This is a genomic window from Mesorhizobium erdmanii (assembly GCF_013170725.1).
Classification (GTDB): domain Bacteria; phylum Pseudomonadota; class Alphaproteobacteria; order Rhizobiales; family Rhizobiaceae; genus Mesorhizobium; species Mesorhizobium erdmanii.
Window position 1 is genome coordinate 2,640,514 of sequence record NZ_CP033361.1, and the last position, 15,791, is coordinate 2,656,304.

General features: G+C 64.5%; 15 protein-coding genes. 6 read left to right on the forward strand and 9 right to left on the reverse strand.

Features of this window, described 5'->3' with window-relative positions; genetic code table 11:
* Positions 1-40: 40 nt before the first annotated feature.
* Positions 41-2,143, reverse strand: coding sequence for an oxidoreductase (locus EB233_RS12740; RefSeq protein ID WP_064989570.1), 2,103 nt, complete (start codon positions 2,141-2,143; stop codon positions 41-43).
* A 47-nt stretch (positions 2,144-2,190) separates the two neighbouring features.
* The gene (locus tag EB233_RS12745; RefSeq protein ID WP_244277673.1) at positions 2,191-2,370 is read right to left on the reverse strand and encodes an SDR family NAD(P)-dependent oxidoreductase; all 180 of its coding nucleotides are present in this window, start codon (positions 2,368-2,370) and stop codon (positions 2,191-2,193) included.
* Positions 2,371-2,512: 142 nt separating this feature from the next.
* Here EB233_RS12745 and EB233_RS12750 point away from each other — a divergent pair, with 142 nt between their 5' ends.
* Positions 2,513-4,009 carry an aldehyde dehydrogenase family protein gene (locus EB233_RS12750; protein ID WP_064989568.1) on the forward strand — a complete coding sequence of 499 codons (1,497 nt, stop codon included), beginning with the start codon at positions 2,513-2,515 and terminating at the stop codon, positions 4,007-4,009.
* A 401-nt stretch (positions 4,010-4,410) separates the two neighbouring features.
* Positions 4,411-4,686 carry a hypothetical protein gene (locus tag EB233_RS12755; protein WP_027054664.1) on the forward strand — a complete coding sequence of 92 codons (276 nt, stop codon included), beginning with the start codon at positions 4,411-4,413 and terminating at the stop codon, positions 4,684-4,686.
* Here EB233_RS12755 and EB233_RS12760 read toward each other — a convergent pair.
* On the reverse strand, positions 4,661-5,773 hold the full coding sequence (locus EB233_RS12760; RefSeq protein ID WP_064989567.1) for a CaiB/BaiF CoA transferase family protein: 1,113 nt from the start codon (positions 5,771-5,773) through the stop codon (positions 4,661-4,663). The two genes, EB233_RS12755 and EB233_RS12760, sit on opposite strands and share 26 nt — an antisense overlap.
* Before the next feature lie 121 nt (positions 5,774-5,894).
* Between EB233_RS12760 and EB233_RS12765 the strand changes: the two genes are divergently transcribed.
* The 3 genes from EB233_RS12765 to EB233_RS12775 are packed head-to-tail and all read left to right on the forward strand — an operon-like array spanning position 5,895 to position 8,020.
* Positions 5,895-6,917, forward strand: a complete 1,023-nt coding sequence (locus tag EB233_RS12765; RefSeq protein WP_064989566.1) for an LLM class flavin-dependent oxidoreductase — start codon at positions 5,895-5,897, stop codon at positions 6,915-6,917.
* Positions 6,918-6,971: 54 nt separating this feature from the next.
* Complete coding sequence (locus EB233_RS12770; RefSeq protein ID WP_064989565.1) at positions 6,972-7,655, forward strand: ThuA domain-containing protein; 684 nt, start codon at positions 6,972-6,974, stop codon at positions 7,653-7,655.
* 29 nt (positions 7,656-7,684) lie between these two features.
* Entirely contained in the window at positions 7,685-8,020 is a 336-nt protein-coding gene (locus EB233_RS12775) for a hypothetical protein (RefSeq protein WP_027054668.1), read from the forward strand.
* Between the two features lie 10 nt (positions 8,021-8,030).
* Here EB233_RS12775 and EB233_RS12780 read toward each other — a convergent pair whose 3' ends face one another.
* The gene (locus EB233_RS12780; protein ID WP_064989564.1) at positions 8,031-8,450 is read right to left on the reverse strand and encodes a VOC family protein; all 420 of its coding nucleotides are present in this window, start codon (positions 8,448-8,450) and stop codon (positions 8,031-8,033) included.
* Positions 8,451-8,669: 219 nt separating this feature from the next.
* On the opposite strand from EB233_RS12780, the gene EB233_RS12785 reads away from it, so the two are divergent.
* Positions 8,670-9,080 (forward strand): hypothetical protein, encoded by a 411-nt coding sequence (locus EB233_RS12785; protein WP_064989563.1) that lies wholly within the window; start codon positions 8,670-8,672, stop codon positions 9,078-9,080.
* 9 nt (positions 9,081-9,089) lie between these two features.
* Here the strand turns inward: EB233_RS12785 and EB233_RS12790 are convergent, their stop codons facing one another.
* From EB233_RS12790 to EB233_RS12810, 5 genes are all read right to left on the reverse strand, one after another.
* Complete coding sequence (locus EB233_RS12790; RefSeq protein WP_064989562.1) at positions 9,090-11,111, reverse strand: amidase; 2,022 nt, start codon at positions 11,109-11,111, stop codon at positions 9,090-9,092.
* Positions 11,112-11,230: 119 nt separating this feature from the next.
* Positions 11,231-12,316, reverse strand: a complete 1,086-nt coding sequence (locus EB233_RS12795) for a Gfo/Idh/MocA family protein (RefSeq protein ID WP_064989561.1) — start codon at positions 12,314-12,316, stop codon at positions 11,231-11,233.
* Positions 12,317-12,384: 68 nt separating this feature from the next.
* Positions 12,385-13,149: an ATP-binding cassette domain-containing protein gene (locus EB233_RS12800; RefSeq protein ID WP_064989560.1), complete on the reverse strand. Its 765-nt coding sequence runs from the start codon at positions 13,147-13,149 to the stop codon at positions 12,385-12,387.
* Positions 13,146-14,150, reverse strand: a complete 1,005-nt coding sequence (locus tag EB233_RS12805; RefSeq protein WP_064989559.1) for an ABC transporter permease — start codon at positions 14,148-14,150, stop codon at positions 13,146-13,148. The genes EB233_RS12800 and EB233_RS12805 overlap by 4 nt, the downstream gene beginning before the upstream one ends.
* Positions 14,147-15,136, reverse strand: coding sequence for a sugar ABC transporter substrate-binding protein (locus EB233_RS12810; RefSeq protein ID WP_027054675.1), 990 nt, complete (start codon positions 15,134-15,136; stop codon positions 14,147-14,149). The genes EB233_RS12805 and EB233_RS12810 overlap by 4 nt, the downstream gene beginning before the upstream one ends.
* Positions 15,137-15,791 lie beyond the last annotated feature (655 nt).

The following is a 15,791-nucleotide window of genomic DNA, read 5'->3' on the forward strand; positions in this document are numbered from 1 at the left end:
CCGGGCGGAAAACCGCTTCACACTTTTCCTGGAATTGCTCCTATTCGGCTGCCGTTCGCAACTCGAAGTCCGCCACCGCATCGACGATCGGCGTGTCGCGGCGGTAGGGTGACCTTCGGGTCTCCGCGCCGATTTCCTGGGCGAGCTTGTGGCCGCTGTGGACCGCATGCGCGATCGCGCCCGGCGCCAGCGCGTCGCCGATGCGATCGACGCTTTTGATACCGGCAGTGGTAAGATCGTTTGTCCGCGCGCTCAGCGCCTCGAACAGCGCGTTGCGCGGCAGCCGCAGGCCGACGATCAGCACCGAGCGGCAGGCAATGCGGCTTTCCTCGCCGGTGAACAGATGCGCCAGCGTCGCCGTTTCGCCGTCGAAGGCCTTCAACAGATGCAGTGTCGCCACCGGCACCTTGCGCCTTGCCAACGCGCGATGCACCAGCGGCAATTCGTTGGTCATGATCGTCCAGGCGGATGCCTGGCCGGCTGGGGTGACGTAGCTGACCGGAACGCCTTGCGCGGCCAGATGCTCGGTCAGCACGCCGCCCATGTAATAATTATCGAAATCGAAGACGAGGGTTGGTCCTTGCGGGAGCCTGCCGGCGGCAATGTCGTCGGGCGTGAACACAGCCGGATGGTCGAGCCGGCCGACCGGTATCTCCATCGAGGAATAGAGCATGTCGGTCCAGCGCGCGCCGGTCGCCAGCACCACGCGCTCCGGCGCCAGATCGATGATCTCGTCCACGCCAAGCGTGCTTTCGGGATAGAGCGAGACATTGCTCATCTCGCCGAGGCGGCCGAGGCGGTAGTCGACGACGCGGTTCCAGGCCGACAGGCCAGGCAGCGTCTTCTCGAAGGTCAGCCGCCCGCCGAAGCCGCGGCTGGAGTCGGCGAGCGTCACCTCATGGCCGCGTCGGCCTAGGGTCAGCGCGCATTCGAGCCCAGCGGGCCCGCCGCCGACAATCAGGATGCGCTCTGGCCTGTCGGCACGCACGACCCGCTCCGGGTGCCAGCCGCGCCGCCATTCCTCGCCGGCGGTCGGGTTCTGGGTACAGCGCACCGGCACGCCATCATGCCAGCTCGAAATGCAGATGTTGCAGCCGATGCATTCGCGGATTTCGGCTTCGCGGCCCTCGCGGATCTTGGCCGGCAGGAAGGGATCGGCGATGGAAGGCCGTGCGCCGCCGATGAAGTCGAGCACGCCGCGCCTGATCTGCGACACCATGGTGTCGGGCGAGGTGAAGCGGCCGACGCCGACCACCGGCTTTTTTGTCAGCGACTTGACGAAATCGATCACCGGCTCATGGCTGCCTTCGCCGGTGAAACGCGAGGCCGAACAGTCGGTCGGGCTGGAATCCATCTTGACGTCGAACAGGTCGGGCAGGTCGGCCAAGAGTTCGATCAGCTCATGCGCTTCCGAGGGCTGGTTGCGGCCGGGCCGGCCGCGCAGTTCCTCGAGGCTGACGCGAAGTGCCACGCCGCAAACCTTGCCGACGGCATCCTTGGTGACCTCGATCATCTCGCGCACGAAACGCACCCGGTTCTCGATCGATCCGCCGTATTCGTCTGCGCGATGATTGTATTCGGGCAGCAGGAATTCGTAGCCGAGATAGCCCATGCCGGCATAGACATAGACGATGTCGAAACCGGCGGTGCGCGCCTTGCGCGCCGCCTCGGCCTGGCATCTCAGCACTTCTTTTATGTCGGCCTTGTCCATCGTCTTTGGCCGCAGATTGCCCATGAAGCCGACATGCGTGGCCATCCAGGGAATTCCCGACGGCGACAGCGGCGGCAGGCGGCTTGCCCTGTTCATGACGGACGCGCCGCCGTGCCAGAGCTCCACGCCGGCAAGCGAGCCATGGCGATGCACGGCCTCTGTCATCAACGCATGGGCGCGGATGTCATTGTCGTCCCATAGGGTGGCGAAGGGCAGCGGCGCGTCGTCGGAGCTCGGGTCGATCGAACAGGCGCCGGTGCAGATCACGCCCCATCCGCCCTCCGCCTTGGCTTCGCGAAAGGCGGCGCGCACCCTAGGCAAGGCGTTGGTCATGCCGCTGGCATGCGGAACCTGGTAGAAGCGGTTCGGCGCGGTGACCGGCCCGATAGGCATCGGCTCGAACAGGATTTCATAGCGGGGATTGCAGGTCATCGGGGCTTTGCAAACAGTCTTGTTGAACGATCGTACAACAAGCATATTCACTGAAATCGCAGAACGCAATGCCCCAAGTTTTCGGGGCAGGCGACGCGGGAGTCGGCCGCACCGTCACGGTCCATGAGCACGACCAGCGCGCCCTCGGTGACGAATTTCCTGACGATGCCTTCGCCAAATCCCGAACCGACACCGGTGACGATGGCGACCTTGCCAGCAAGTCTCATATCTATTCCTCCGTTGCCGGCGCCATCGGGGACGTCGCTCCCATTGCACAGTCCGATCATCTGAACGCCCTTTTAGCTTTCCTTGTTTGAGGTCGCCGGCAGCGGGAGTAATAGTCGCCACGGAATTCGTGAGGAGGACGCGATGACGCTGAATTTCGACCCGCGGGCGAAGGCCTCGACGCTCTATCACGGCGAATTCCGGCCGATGTTCATCGGCGGCAAATGGGTTGCGGCGCAGTCCGGCGAGGTGATGCAGGCGCTCAACCCGGCGACGGGCGAAGTGCTGGCGACCGTGCCGCGCGGCGGGGCCGCCGATATCGATGCCGCGGTGGCCGCCGCGCGCGCGGCCTTCGAAGGGCCATGGTCGAAATTCTCGCCTTACGAGCGGCAATGCGTGCTGCTCAGGATCGCCGACCTGTTCGAGACGCATTGGGAAGAGCTCAGCGTTTCCGACACGCTCGACATGGGGTTGCCCATCATCCGCACGCTCGCCAACCGGCGCCGCGTCATCGGCATGCTGCGCTTCTATGCCGGCATGGCGACGGCGCTGCATGGCGAGACGATCGACAATTCCATCCCCGGCGAGATCGTCTCCTTCACCCGGCGCGAGCCGGTGGGTGTCGTGGGCGCGATCATCCCCTGGAATGCGCCGACCGCCGCCTCGATCTGGAAGATCGCGCCGGCGCTGGCCACCGGCTGCACCATCGTGCTGAAGCCTTCGGAGGAGGCCTCGCTGACGCCGCTGCTGATCGCGCGTCTTATGCAGGAGGCCGGTGTGCCCGACGGCGTCGTCAATATCGTCACCGGCACTGGCGCCGAGGCCGGCGCGCGGCTGGCCGAACATCCCGACGTCAACAAGATCGTCTTCACCGGCTCGACGCTTACCGGGCAAGCGATCGCGCGGGCGGGGGTCACCAACCTCAAGCGCGTTTCGCTGGAACTCGGCGGCAAGTCGCCTGTCATCGTCTGCCGCGACGCCGATATCGACAAGGCCGTTCCGGTCGCGGCGATGGCGGTGTTCGTGCATTCGGGCCAGATCTGCATTGCCGGCTCGCGGCTGTTCGTGGCGCGCGAAATCCATGACGAGTTCGTGCGCCGGCTTGCCGAATTCGCCGGCAAGCTGCGCATCGGCCATGGCATCGAGGCAGAGACGGAGATCGGGCCGCTCATCAATGCCAGGCAGGCCGGCAAGGTCGAAGTCTACATCAAGGCCGGCAGCGACGAGGGTGCCGAACTGGTCGCTGGAGGCTCGCGTTTGACCGGCGAACTCTATGATGGCGGCAACTTCATCGCGCCGACCGTCTTCGGCAAGGTGTCGGACAAGATGACCATCGCGCGGGAAGAAATCTTTGGGCCGGTCATTTCGGCGATGCCCTTCGACACGCTCGACGAAACCGTGGCCCGCGCCAATGCAACGCCTTACGGACTTGCCGCCGGCGTCTTCACTACGCATCTCGGCACCGCGCACAAACTGGCGCGCCGCATCAAGGCCGGCTCGGTCTGGGTCAACATGTACCACGCCATCGACCCGGCGGTGCCGTTCGGCGGCATGAAGATGTCCGGCTACGGCCGCGAGGGCGGCCTCGAGCACCTGCATGAGTATTTGGAGACCAAGTCGGTCTGGATCCAGACCGACTGAGGGCCGTATCGATCAGGTGAGGGCGGCCTGCGAATGACGGCTACGCGGACGCCCCCGCCTTCGTTATCCTAGGGCGAAGCAAGGGGCGAAGCGACGCGCGCAGAGCCTAGTATCCATTCCGTTACGTCAGTCGGAAAAATGCAGCGCAAGCGGCTGCTTGCCCGAGCGGCCATGCCCAAGGGCCTTGCCGCTCCGACGTTTCCTCCACAGCCTCGAGGCTGCCTCCCCGAGGACCATTGCGGCTCGAGGCGGCAGGGGCAATTTCGATTTTCTGATGCGCTGTGCAGTTCGCTCCGGCGGCCGACAATCGTGGGGCAGGCAACCCGCTGCCAGGGAACCTTTGTCGGGCTGGTGATTTTTGCCTATATAGGAAAATGCGAACGGCCAGGAGGGTGTTGCCGATGACGACGAAACGCTTTGCGATCTGCGCTCTTGCCCTGGCTATGGCCTGTGGCGTGTCCGCGCCGGCATTCGCCGGAGCCAAGCATCGCCATCATCAGGCCGAGCCGGAACGCTACGTTCCCGCCAATGACGATCTCGTCGACTTCCTGTTCGGCGGTCCGCGCTACTACGACCAGCAGCTGTTCACCACGGCGGCAGGCGCCTGTTCCTACCACCGGGTGAGCCCGGACGCGAACGCGGTGAACAAGATCAACGATCACCATTGCGGGAAATAGAAGGCGGCTTGCACGCTTCCGCGCGAATCTCCGCGCCGTGTTCGTCGCGGGCCGGACTTTTCGCCGGCGTCTTTTGCGCTTGTCCGGAAAAGCGTGGGGCGGCGGCGGCCTGAAGGACGCCTTCCACCGTCAGCCACGAGCCGCGCGCCGCCATGTGCGGATGCCGCGCCGCCTCTTGCGGGCTGAGCACCGGGGAGACGCAGGCGTCAGAGCCTGCGAACAGCTTCATCCATGCGTCGCGCGGTTTCGCGGCAAAAATCGTTGCCAGCCGGTTGCCGAGCGCCGGCCAGAGATCGCGATCGAATTGCCTGGCGAATTGCGGATCGGCGGCGAGGCCGAGCCGGTCGAGAAACAGCGCATAGAATTTCGGCTCGACGCACTGGACGCTGATGAAGCCGCCATCCGATGCGCGGTAGACCCGGCACCAATGCGGTCCGTCGAGAAGGCTGGTGCCGCGCTCGGCGACGAGCGCGCCGGATTGGGCGAGCGACATCAGCAGGTTCATCATGTGCGCCGAGCCATCGACGATCGCCGCGTCGACCACACTGCCTTCACCGCTCGTTCGCGCGTTCATGATGCCGGCCAGCATGCCGATCACCAGATAGAGCGCGCCGCCGCCTATGTCGCCGACCAAGGTCGGCGGCGCCATGGGCGGTTCGCCTGGCAAGGAGGCATACCAGAGCGCGCCCGACACGCCGGTATAGTTCATGTCGTGGCCGGCGGTGCGGGCGAGCGGGCCGTCCTGGCCCCAGCCGGTCATGCGGCCATAGACCAAGCGTTTGTTGACGGCGCGGCAGGCATCCGGGCCGAGCCCGAGACGCTCCATGACACCAGGCCGAAACCCCTCGATCAAGCCATCGGCGGTGGCAATCAGGCGCATCAGCACGGCGACGTCTTCCGCATCCTTGAGGTCGAGCGCGATGGAACGCTTGCCGCGATCGAGCAGCGAGCGTTCGGGCAGGCCCGGCATCGACGCCTGCTTGCGGTGGACGACGATCACATCGGCGCCGAGATCGGCGAGCAGCATGCCGGCGAAGGGCGCCGGCCCCAGCGCCTCTATCTCGATGATACGGGTGCCCTTCAGCATTCCACGCTCCATGGCGTCAGATCCGTTTGGTCTCGCGCACTTTTGATGCGCCCGGGGCGACAGTGTGTAACCGCGCTGTTTTGGCATTGAAGCATGTGCCGCTCGCATATACTTCAGGGCCATGAAAAAAATCGGTTTCCTGTCATTCGGGCACTGGACGCCCTCGTCGCAATCGCAAGTGCGCTCGGCTTCGGACGCGCTGCTCCAATCCATCGATCTCGCGGTCGCGGCCGAGCAGCTCGGTGCCGACGGCGCCTATTTCCGGGTGCATCACTTTGCCCGCCAGCTTGCCTCGCCATTCCCGCTTTTGGCGGCGGTGGGCGCCAAGACCAGCCGTATCGAGATCGGCACCGCCGTCATCGACATGCGCTATGAGAATCCACTCTACATGGCCGAGGATGCGGGCGCCGCCGACATCATCGCCGGCGGCCGGCTGCAGCTCGGCATCAGCCGTGGCTCGCCCGAACAGGTGATCGATGGCTGGCGCTATTTCGGCTACCAGCCGCAGGAAGGCAAGACCGACGCCGACATGGCGCGGCATCATGCCGAGGTTTTCCTCGACACGCTGCGCGGCGAGGGCTTCGGCCAGCCCAATCCACGGCCGATGTTCCCCAACCCTCCGGGGCTGCTCAGGCTCGAGCCGCATTCGGAAGGTTTGCGTGAGCGCATCTGGTGGGGTGCGGCGACCAATGCCACTTCGGAATGGGCGGCCAAGCTCGGCATGAACCTGCAGAGCTCGACGCTCAAATTCGACGAGAGCGGCAAGCCGTTCCACATCCAGCAGGCCGAGCAGATTCGGATCTATCGCGAGGCCTGGAAGGCAGGCGGGCACAGCCACGAGCCGCGCGTCTCGGTCAGCCGCAGCATCTTCGCGCTGGTCGACGACCGCGACCGCGCCTATTTCGGGCGCGGCAATGAGAGCCGCGACCAGATCGGCTTCATCGAGGAGAATACGCGGGCGATCTTCGGCCGCAGCTATGCCGCCGAGCCGGACGTGCTGATCAAGGAGCTGGCGCAGGACGAGGCGATCGCCGAGGCCGACACGCTGCTGCTCACCGTGCCCAACCAACTCGGCGTCGATTACAACGCCCATGTCCTCGAGGCGATCCTCACCCATGTCGCGCCGGCGCTGGGCTGGCGCTGACGGCCGCGCCATGTAACCATCGATCGCGGTGGGCGATTTGAGGAGGTTCATGGCATGGCGAAGAAGGCCCTGATTGCCTGGGGCGGCTGGGAAGGCCATACGCCGGAGCGCAGCGCCAACATCATCAGCGCGCTGCTCCAGCGCAACGGGTTCGATGTCACGCTGGGCGAAGGCACGGCGCTATTCGCCGATCCGGGATTGTCGTCCTTCGATCTCATCGTGCCCGTCATCACCATGTCGACGATCGAAAAGGCCGAGCTGCAGAACCTGACGCGTGCGGTGCGCGAGGGAAGCGGGCTCGGCGGCTTTCACGGCACGATGGGCGACAGTTTTCGCAACGAGCCCGACTACCAGTTCATGACCGGCGGCCAATGGGTGGCGCATCCCGGCAACATCATCGACTATGACGTGGTCATCACCCAGCCGGACGATCCGATCGTGGGCGGCATCAGCGATTTCGCCTACCGGTCTGAGCAGTATTACATGCATGTCGATCCCAGCAACGAGGTGCTGGCGACGACGACCTTCACCGACGCGCATTTTCCCGGCATTGGCGGCGTCGTCATGCCGGTCGTGTGGAAGCGCCGCTATGGCGCGGGCAAGGTGTTCTACAGTTCGCTTGGGCACACGGCCGACGAGTTCGCGGTGCCGGAAATGGCGCTGATCGTGGAGCGTGGTTTGCTCTGGGCCGCGCGGGGGCAAGGCACAAGCGAGGTTTCCAAGAAAGCCTCAGGCTGAATTCGCCGGAACGACCATGGAGATGCCAGATGGATTCAAGGGAGAGCTGGTCCGCATCCGAGAAGAAGATCGCCCGCCAGGCCTTCGATACGGCCCTTGAGGCGACGCTCGCAAAGACGATGGCCGAGTTCAAGCGCAAGGCCAATGCCGCGACGGCGCCCTCCGAGATGTGGGAAGTCGAGGATTGGTTGCGCGATCAGCGGCGGGACATCGACCAGAGGTTCGACTACCGGTATTCCCAACTTCTCGATGTCTTCGCAGGCCTCATTTTCACAGGGCGCATGGACGAAGATCTCATTGCCGGCTTATCGCCTGACAAGCTGGAAACGATCCGCTCATACATCGCCTTCGCCGCCAGCCGTTAAGTCTCGGGCTTTACCAGTCGGCGACGCGGTCGCCGCCGGTGAACTGCGCGCTCTTCGCGGTATATTCGAACAGTTCGATCTTCACGCCATTGGGGTCGCTGAGCCAGGCCTGGCAGGTGTCGTCGCAGGCAAGTTTCCTGGCGGTGACCGCTACGCCCTTCGACTTGATATGCGCGATCGCGGCGTCGATATTCTCCACCTCCAGGCAGAAGTGGTTGATCTGGTCCATCTCGCTGAACCGCGTGCCGTCCTTCCGGAAAACCTCGACATGGCTGCGGCCGCCGCAATTGAGGTAGAAACCGAAAACGTTGCCGTCGCGCAGGAAATTGAACTGGGTGTCCATACCGAGGACATCTCTGTAGAAATGCCGTGTCTCGTCGAGATCATTGGCGAAGATGCAGACATGGGCGAGCTGCTTGACTTTGATCATGGCCGGTTCCCAGACTTGTACGAGGCCGCATGGTCGGTGGTGTGGCGGTGTAACACAAGCCGCGTCGATCTTCGCTGCCCCCACGGGTGCGGAACCAGACAGGCCGGCCAACTGGTCATGCATTGCGCCGTCCAATCCCGGCGGTGTCCGTGCGCCTGCTGTAGCTGGAAAACCCGCCGCTGTCGCACTACCATCCCGGCAATGGCAAAGGGGGATGGAATGGATCATCAGCGAACTGTTTTTTTGGTTGGAGGGGGTACGGGTGGAGACGAGGAAGCCGTATTTACACTGCATCTCGAGGGCGCCGTCTGCAGCTTGACATGCGCTTACCGGGACAAGGTGATCAAGGCCGAAGAGGAGGACTTTTTCGAAGCTCTGTTTCAAATCCGTCAGGGGCTCGAAGTCGACGGTTTGCTGCCTTTTTGTTACGGAGCGAGTGCCAATGTTTATCCCGAAAATACTGTGATGGAAAAGAGTCGTGGATTGATGGCCTGCAAGGTGAAGATGGGGCAACTTCCTCAAAAGACCGACCTGGTCGACATATTCGACGACGGCCCTGATGTGATCCCGGTCTTTGTGCAGATGCATCAGGAGTTTTGGGAAGAATGGCTGGCTTCGCTGCCCTCTTAGTGGCCGGTCTCATCTTATCCCGCCGGTGACCACAAAGGCGCCGGCGGTGCGTCCATCTTCCAGCCGTACCACCGCTGTGACGATCGAGCCGTAGGAGCCGCGCCAGACGCTGTGGAGCCGCTTATGCTCGGCGGCTGGAACGGAGGCGCTCCCGCTGAAGCGCGTGCCGCTTCGCTGCATTGGCACCGCCGCTCCGTTGACATGTACCTTGATGGCGGCGTTCGCGGCTTCGGCTTCCTCAGCGGGCAGGTTGAGCGTGATGGTTATCTCATCCTGATTCCTGAAGGTTCGCACCTCGGCGGTCAGCGCGATTGCAGGCGAAGGCGCTTTGATAGGCTGAATGTCCCGAACCAAAAACACATCATCGGGCAGTTCCGGCGTTCGCGGCGGGCTGGTGCGGCGGCGGGTGGCGCGCTCGAAATCGCCGGCCATGCGAAGCAGCCTTTCGTCGTCATATGCCTTGCCGGCGAAGGTCAGGCCGACCGGCATGCCGATGTCGGCCATGGTGCCCATCGGTACGGTGACGGTCGGGATGCCGAAATGGCGCCAGACCAGATTGCCGTTGGCGACCCAGGTGCCGTTGCGCCAGGCCAGGTCGGCCGACGCCTCGTTGAAGTCGGCATCGGCCGGGCCGACATCGGCGGCGGCAGGCAGCACGACGGCGTCGATGCCTTGCGCGTCGAGCCAATCCTCGAAATCGATGCGCCGTGTCGCTTCCAGCCCCTTCAGGCCGTCTTCGAGCGTCGGAATATCCGTCATGGGCGTGACGCCAAGCTTCGCGCGCTCGACATACTCCGCCAGGTCGAAGCCGCCTTCGTAGCGGTCGGGCAAGGTGCCTGGCGGCTGCGGAAAGATTTTCGGACCATCGACCGAGGCGAGATCGGGGATGTCAGGATCGGCATTGGCGCGCAGGAAGTCGTCCCAGCCCCAGATGCAGAGGTCCCAGATTTCGCGATCGGCGAAATCCTGAGGCACCAGTCCGCGCTCGGCCATGCTGCGCGCGCCGGGGCGGTCGCGCTCGTAGTTGGAGACGACGGGAAAATCGACCTCCACCAATTCGGCGCCAAGCCGGCGTAGATCCGCCGCCGCCTGTTCCCATAGCGCAAGCACGGAGGCGCGGGTTTCGATCGGCCGATCGGCCCCGTTATCGCGACCGATATACATGCGAGGCACGCCGAGCCGTTTGCCCTTCAATGAGCCCGCCAGAGCCAGCTCGGTGTAGCGTCGCGGCCGCAACTCGGCGCTTTTCGGCAGCGCGATCCAGGGCTGCGCGCGCCAGAAATCGCCCCGCGCTTCCGGATCGTCGGCGACGATCACGTCGAGCAGTTCGAGCATGTCGGGCACGCTGCGCGTGTGCGGCACCACGACATCCATGGTCGGTACCAGCGGCCAGTTGCCGCGCACCGAAATGACGCCGCGCGAGGGCGTGTAGGCAACCAGCGCGTTGTTGGTGGCCGGCGCGCGCCCGGACGACCAGGTTTCCTCGCCGAGCCCGAAGGCGCAGAAACTGGCCGCCGTTGCCGTGCCCGAGCCGTTTGACGAGCCCGACGCGAAGGCGGCCGTCAGATAGCCGGCATTGTAGGGGCTTTCGGCGCGGCCATAGACGCCACGCTGCATGCCGCCATTGGCCATTGGCGGCATGTTGGTGAGGCCGATCAGCACGGCGCCGCCGGCGCCCAGCCGGGCGATGGTGAAGGCATCCTCATTGGCGACGAGATGCTCGAAGGCCGGCGATCCGGCGGCCACCGTCAGGCCTTTGACCTTGTAGCTGTCCTTGGCGGTGTAGGGGATGCCGTCGAGCGGACCGAGCGTGGCGCCATCGCGCCGCCGCCGGTCGGAAGCAGCCGCCTCCTCGAACATGTCAGGATTGAGCACGGGGACGGCATTGAGGCTGATGCCATGGCGGTCGAAATGCGCAATGCGCCTGAGATAGGCGGCGACCAGTTCGACGCTGGTGACCGTGCCGTCATCGAGCGCGCGGCGCAGTTGCTCGATCGTCGCTTCGACGAGATGAAGGCTGGCATCGGTCATCGCTGGTTCCAGGCTGTTGTTTCCACGCCATGGATGAGCGAGCCCGCCGGCTTCGGCAAGAGCCAATCAGCAGTGCTTGTCGGCAGGTGTTTTTCCTGCTGGCACCTTGCCCGCAGTGCTCAACGCCCGCCGCTCTCCTTCATCTTCTCGATGATGCCTGCCATCAGCGCCAGGTCGCGGCGGGAATCGGCGAGGTCGGTCAGGGGCTTGGTGCCCTCGATGATGTGGCGGTGGAAAATCTCCAGCTCGTTGGAGAAGGCGTCGCCATAGAGTGGGCCGAAGCTTTTCGTCACCGGGCCGAGCGGGTCGGCCTCGGTGACTTCCAGCCGCGTCGGCAGGCTGCGGATATAGGGCGTGTCGTAGATGATGCGCACGCGCCTGGTGTTGGAGCGCACCTCGATCATGGCGTCGAACAGGCCGAGATCGTCGACCACCGCGTCGTAGAGACAGGCGAAATGGCCATAGTCGAAGGTAACCGAGGTGTTGGCACCGCCATTGGTGCGGTGGGCGGCGACCACGCCCGCCGGTTCGCCGATCAGCCCGCGCATCGCCGAGATGTGGTGCGAGGACAGCGCCGTCAGCCCGCGATAGGCGCGCATCAGGTCGGCGGACGCATCGGCACCGACGACTTCGCGGATCAGCGCGTCGCGCTCCCTGGCGCCGCGCGCCAGGAGGGCAGGGTCGATGTCGTTGGGGTAGAGGATATTCTGGCTCTTCTTGAGGAAATGCCGGCCCTCCGAGATCAGGTCGAAGATGCGGACATGGGTGATGTCGGCATGGGCAGGTAACTCGTCCCTGGCCTTGAGATAGGCCGGCGCGTAGCGGCGCATATAGCCGACGAATAGGGTCTTCCTGTAGGCCGGCATCAGCGCCAGCAACTCGTCGATCTCGCGCACGGTGAGACAAGCGGGCTTTTCCAAGAGGATGTGCTTGTCGGCTTGCATGGCGGCGCGCACGAAGCGGCTGTGCGTGTCGTCGGACGACAGCACGAAGACCACGTCGATATCAGGCGAGTTGATCAGCGCCTCGGCGCTGTCATAGGCTTGTACCCCTGCATATTGCGACGTTATCAGCGCCACCAGACTCGGCGAGACGTCGTGAACGCCCGCTATCTGCCAGCGGTCGCGCTGGTCCGCCAGCACAGGCAGATGGATCGACTGCGCGACCTCGCCAAGACCCACAAGCCCGACACGAAATGGTGCCACGCGCAAACTCCCTCTGCTTCAAGCCTGTGCCGGCCAGGACGGCCAGCACGTGTTTCAACGTCCGGCAATCAGGCCGCGCCGGTGACCAATGCGACGAGCTCGTTGCCCGATGTTTCCGAGGCGCGCACGGTCGCCGCCATCTTGCCTGCCCGCATCACCCAGATCTGGTCGGACAGGCGCCGCACCTGATCGAAATTGTGGCTGACCAGGATGACCGAGACCGACTGTTCGCGCAGGCGCCGGATCAGCGCCTCGACATTGGCGGTCTCTTGCACGCCCAGTGCGGCCGTCGGCTCGTCCATCACCACCAGCTTGGCGCCGGAGCCGACGGCGCGGCAGATCGAGATCGCCTGGCGCTGACCGCCCGACAGGCGACGCACACGCTGGTTGATCGACGGCACGTTGATCGACAGGCGCGACAGCATCGAGCGCGCCTCGCGTTTCATCGCCTTGCGGTCGAGGAAAGCGAAGGGGCCGACGTGGCGCACGAGTTCGCGGTTGAGGAACAGGTTCTGCGCCACCGTCAGTTCGTCGATCAGCGCCAGGTTCTGGTGCACGGTCTCGATGCCGGCCTTGCGCGCGCCGTCCGGATTGGAGAAGGGGTGCTCGCGGCCGTCGAAGACGATCGAGCCGACATCCGGCACATGCACGCCGACCAGGCAGCGGATCAACGTCGACTTGCCGGCGCCGTTGTCGCCGATGACGGCGGTGACCTCGCCGCGGCGCGCCCGGAAGGCGACATCGGTGAAGGCGCGCACGCCGCCGAAATGCTTGCTCAGGCCGTCGCAGGCGATGATCGCGTCGGAGGCGGAAGAGGGGCTGACGGCGCTCATTTCTGGTACCGCATGATCAGTGCCGCCAGCACCACGATGGCGCCCACGGCGAGTGGTTGGTAGAAGGCCGAGACGCTGAGCAGCGTCAGCCCGTTGACCAGCGCGGTAAGCATCAAGGCGCCGATCGCCGGGCCGAGGATCGAGGCGCGACCGCCGAACAGGCTGACGCCACCCAGCACCACCGCCGCCACCGAATTCAGGAGCAGGCTGGTGTTGATCAGCGGCTCGGCAGAGCCGATACGCGCCACCAGCAGGATCGCCGCGATGCCGGCACAGAAACCCGAAATGGTGTAGGCGGCGATCTTGACGCGGTTGGTGCGGATGCCGAGCGCGCCGGCGCTCTCGGTCTGGCCGCCGGTTGCCAGCAGATGGACGCCGAAGCGCGTGTGGTAGAGGGCGATGTGCGCGACGATGACGGCTGATATCGCCACCCAGACCGGATAGCCGAACGGTCCGAACGAGCCCGAGGCGAGCTTCAGCAGGAAGGTCGAGCCGACCATGGTCGGCTCGCCGCCCGACAATATCAGGCCAAGCCCGGTGATGGCCGACAACGTGCCGAGCGTCACCACGAAGTCGGGGATCTTTCCAACGGTGATGATGAGGCCGTTGAGGAAGCCGATGGCGCTGGTGGCCAGCACCGCCAGAACACAGGCGATGAAGATGCCGTAGCCCGCCGCATTGACGAGGCCAAGCACGATGGCGCCGAACATGACGGCCGCCGCCAGCGACAGGTCGATGCCCGAGGTCGCCACGACGAAGGTCTGGCCGATCGACAGCACGACCAGGATCGCCGATGCCAGCAGTAATGCCTGCAGGTTGGCGACGCTGAGGAAGACCGGCTGGGCAATGCCGAAGATGATGACGAGACCGACCAGGCCGACGACGGATGCCCAGTCGGCCCAGAAGGAGGGATCGAGGAGGAGAGCCGACAGGGAGGGACGGCTCTCCTCCGGCGCGCCCGCCGAATGGGCGGCGGGCGCGTTGTTGGTGGGGTTGCTCACTTCAGCATCTCACGCAGCGGATCGGGGTATTCGCCGCCGGGGCGCGGGAAGTTTTTCAGCGAGGCCTCGGCATTGTCCTTGTTTATCAGGAGCACGGGGGCGGGGACGTAGGCAGGCAGTTGCTTGCCCTTGACCGCCGCCTTGCAGGCCTCGACGCCCATGGCGCCGACGACATAGGGATATTGGGCGACGGTGGCGGAGAGTTCGCCCGCCGCGACCGATTTGAGGGCGTCGACGATGCCGTCGAGGCCGATCACCTTGACGTCCTTGCCGGAGGTCTGCACGGCGCGTTCGACGCCGAGCGCCATGATATCGTTGGCGGCGAAGAAGCCGGCGAGATCGGGGTGTGCCGCCAGGATGTCGGTGGCGGCGGTCAGCGCCTTCTCACGATCCCAGTCGGCGCTTACCATCACCACCACCTCGAGCTTGCCTTCGACGGCCTGCTTGAAGCCCTTGATGCGGGCATTGGAGCCGACATCGCCGACGATGCCGGCGACCAGCGCGACCTTGCCGCCCTTCGGCACCAGCTTCAGCATCTCCTCGCCGGCCAGCGCGCCGGCGGCGACATTGTCGGTGCCGATATAGGTGGAGACGGCAAAGCCGGCGGCCTTGGCCTGCTCGGCGTCGATGGTCGAGTCGATGTTGACGATCGGCTTCTTCTTCTGAGCGACCGGCACCAGCGCCTGGACGAGGTTGGAAACGCTGATCGGGTTGACCAGGTAGCAGTCGAAATCCTGCAGCGCCATGGCGGTCAGGCGATCGGCCTGGCCGGTGGCGTCGCCCATGTTGGCGGCGGCCTGCACGGTGACGCCGACGCCGTCAGCCTTGGCCTGTTCCTCGATACCCTTCTGCATGGTCTGGAAGAATGGGTTGTCGAGGCCTTTGACGATGGCCGCGACCTTGGCCGCGTCCTCCGCATGAGCCGGGATCGAGACGATGGTTGCCAAAAGGCCCGCGCCAAGCGTCAGGCCGTTGAAGATGCGCATTTGTTCCTCCGCTTCTTGTTCGTTTGATGTGTCTCATTGGCAAGCCATCGCGCGCGGACGCGCATGGCGGTGCTGCGAGAACCATGCCGGGATTGGCAACGGCGCGCGGCCTGCGGCCCAGCGATCTTCTCGCGGACAACGGACCCGATCGGGACCTTTCCCATGCCAGGCATTTCTCCTCCCAGAGCGCTGACCTAGCCCCATCAGCGTTTGCGCATGTTTGATAAAAAATTGACACGCGTCAAGATTTAAAATGATGCGCAGTGATTTTGACGATGCCTGCACGGGCATCGCCCGCGTGCAATTGCGGTCCGCCAGTTTACCTCTGCAAAAAAACTTCCACCCCCATGCAACCTCCGATGGACGCGTGCGTTAGAGGCTTTCGGGGGGTGGAGAGGTTTGCATTGCACAGTTTTGAGATCCTGCTCGAGCCGACAGGCACCTATTCCATCTTCGACACATCCACGGAATTGCCGACAATTGTGCAGGACAAGATCCTGATCGGGCTCAGTCGGCACGAAGTACCGTTGGCCCTGATTGCGGTCATGGAGGCGCACGGCGAGCTCTGGGCGCTCCCGTCACTGTCGTCGCTGAGCAACTGTCAGACAAATAATAGAGATCGGACATGCCAAGACGACTTGCAAGCGTAGGCTAA

Coding starts and splice junctions, on each gene's coding strand:
- EB233_RS12740 (WP_064989570.1), bottom strand. CDS start 2,143: ATGACCTGCAATCCCCGCTATGAAATCCTGTTCGAGCCGATGCCTATC.
- EB233_RS12745 (WP_244277673.1), bottom strand. CDS start 2,370: ATGAGACTTGCTGGCAAGGTCGCCATCGTCACCGGTGTCGGTTCGGGA.
- EB233_RS12750 (WP_064989568.1), top strand. CDS start 2,513: ATGACGCTGAATTTCGACCCGCGGGCGAAGGCCTCGACGCTCTATCAC.
- EB233_RS12755 (WP_027054664.1), top strand. CDS start 4,411: ATGACGACGAAACGCTTTGCGATCTGCGCTCTTGCCCTGGCTATGGCC.
- EB233_RS12760 (WP_064989567.1), bottom strand. CDS start 5,773: ATGCTGAAGGGCACCCGTATCATCGAGATAGAGGCGCTGGGGCCGGCG.
- EB233_RS12765 (WP_064989566.1), top strand. CDS start 5,895: ATGAAAAAAATCGGTTTCCTGTCATTCGGGCACTGGACGCCCTCGTCG.
- EB233_RS12770 (WP_064989565.1), top strand. CDS start 6,972: ATGGCGAAGAAGGCCCTGATTGCCTGGGGCGGCTGGGAAGGCCATACG.
- EB233_RS12775 (WP_027054668.1), top strand. CDS start 7,685: ATGGATTCAAGGGAGAGCTGGTCCGCATCCGAGAAGAAGATCGCCCGC.
- EB233_RS12780 (WP_064989564.1), bottom strand. CDS start 8,450: ATGATCAAAGTCAAGCAGCTCGCCCATGTCTGCATCTTCGCCAATGAT.
- EB233_RS12785 (WP_064989563.1), top strand. CDS start 8,670: ATGGATCATCAGCGAACTGTTTTTTTGGTTGGAGGGGGTACGGGTGGA.
- EB233_RS12790 (WP_064989562.1), bottom strand. CDS start 11,111: ATGACCGATGCCAGCCTTCATCTCGTCGAAGCGACGATCGAGCAACTG.
- EB233_RS12800 (WP_064989560.1), bottom strand. CDS start 13,149: ATGAGCGCCGTCAGCCCCTCTTCCGCCTCCGACGCGATCATCGCCTGC.
- EB233_RS12810 (WP_027054675.1), bottom strand. CDS start 15,136: ATGCGCATCTTCAACGGCCTGACGCTTGGCGCGGGCCTTTTGGCAACC.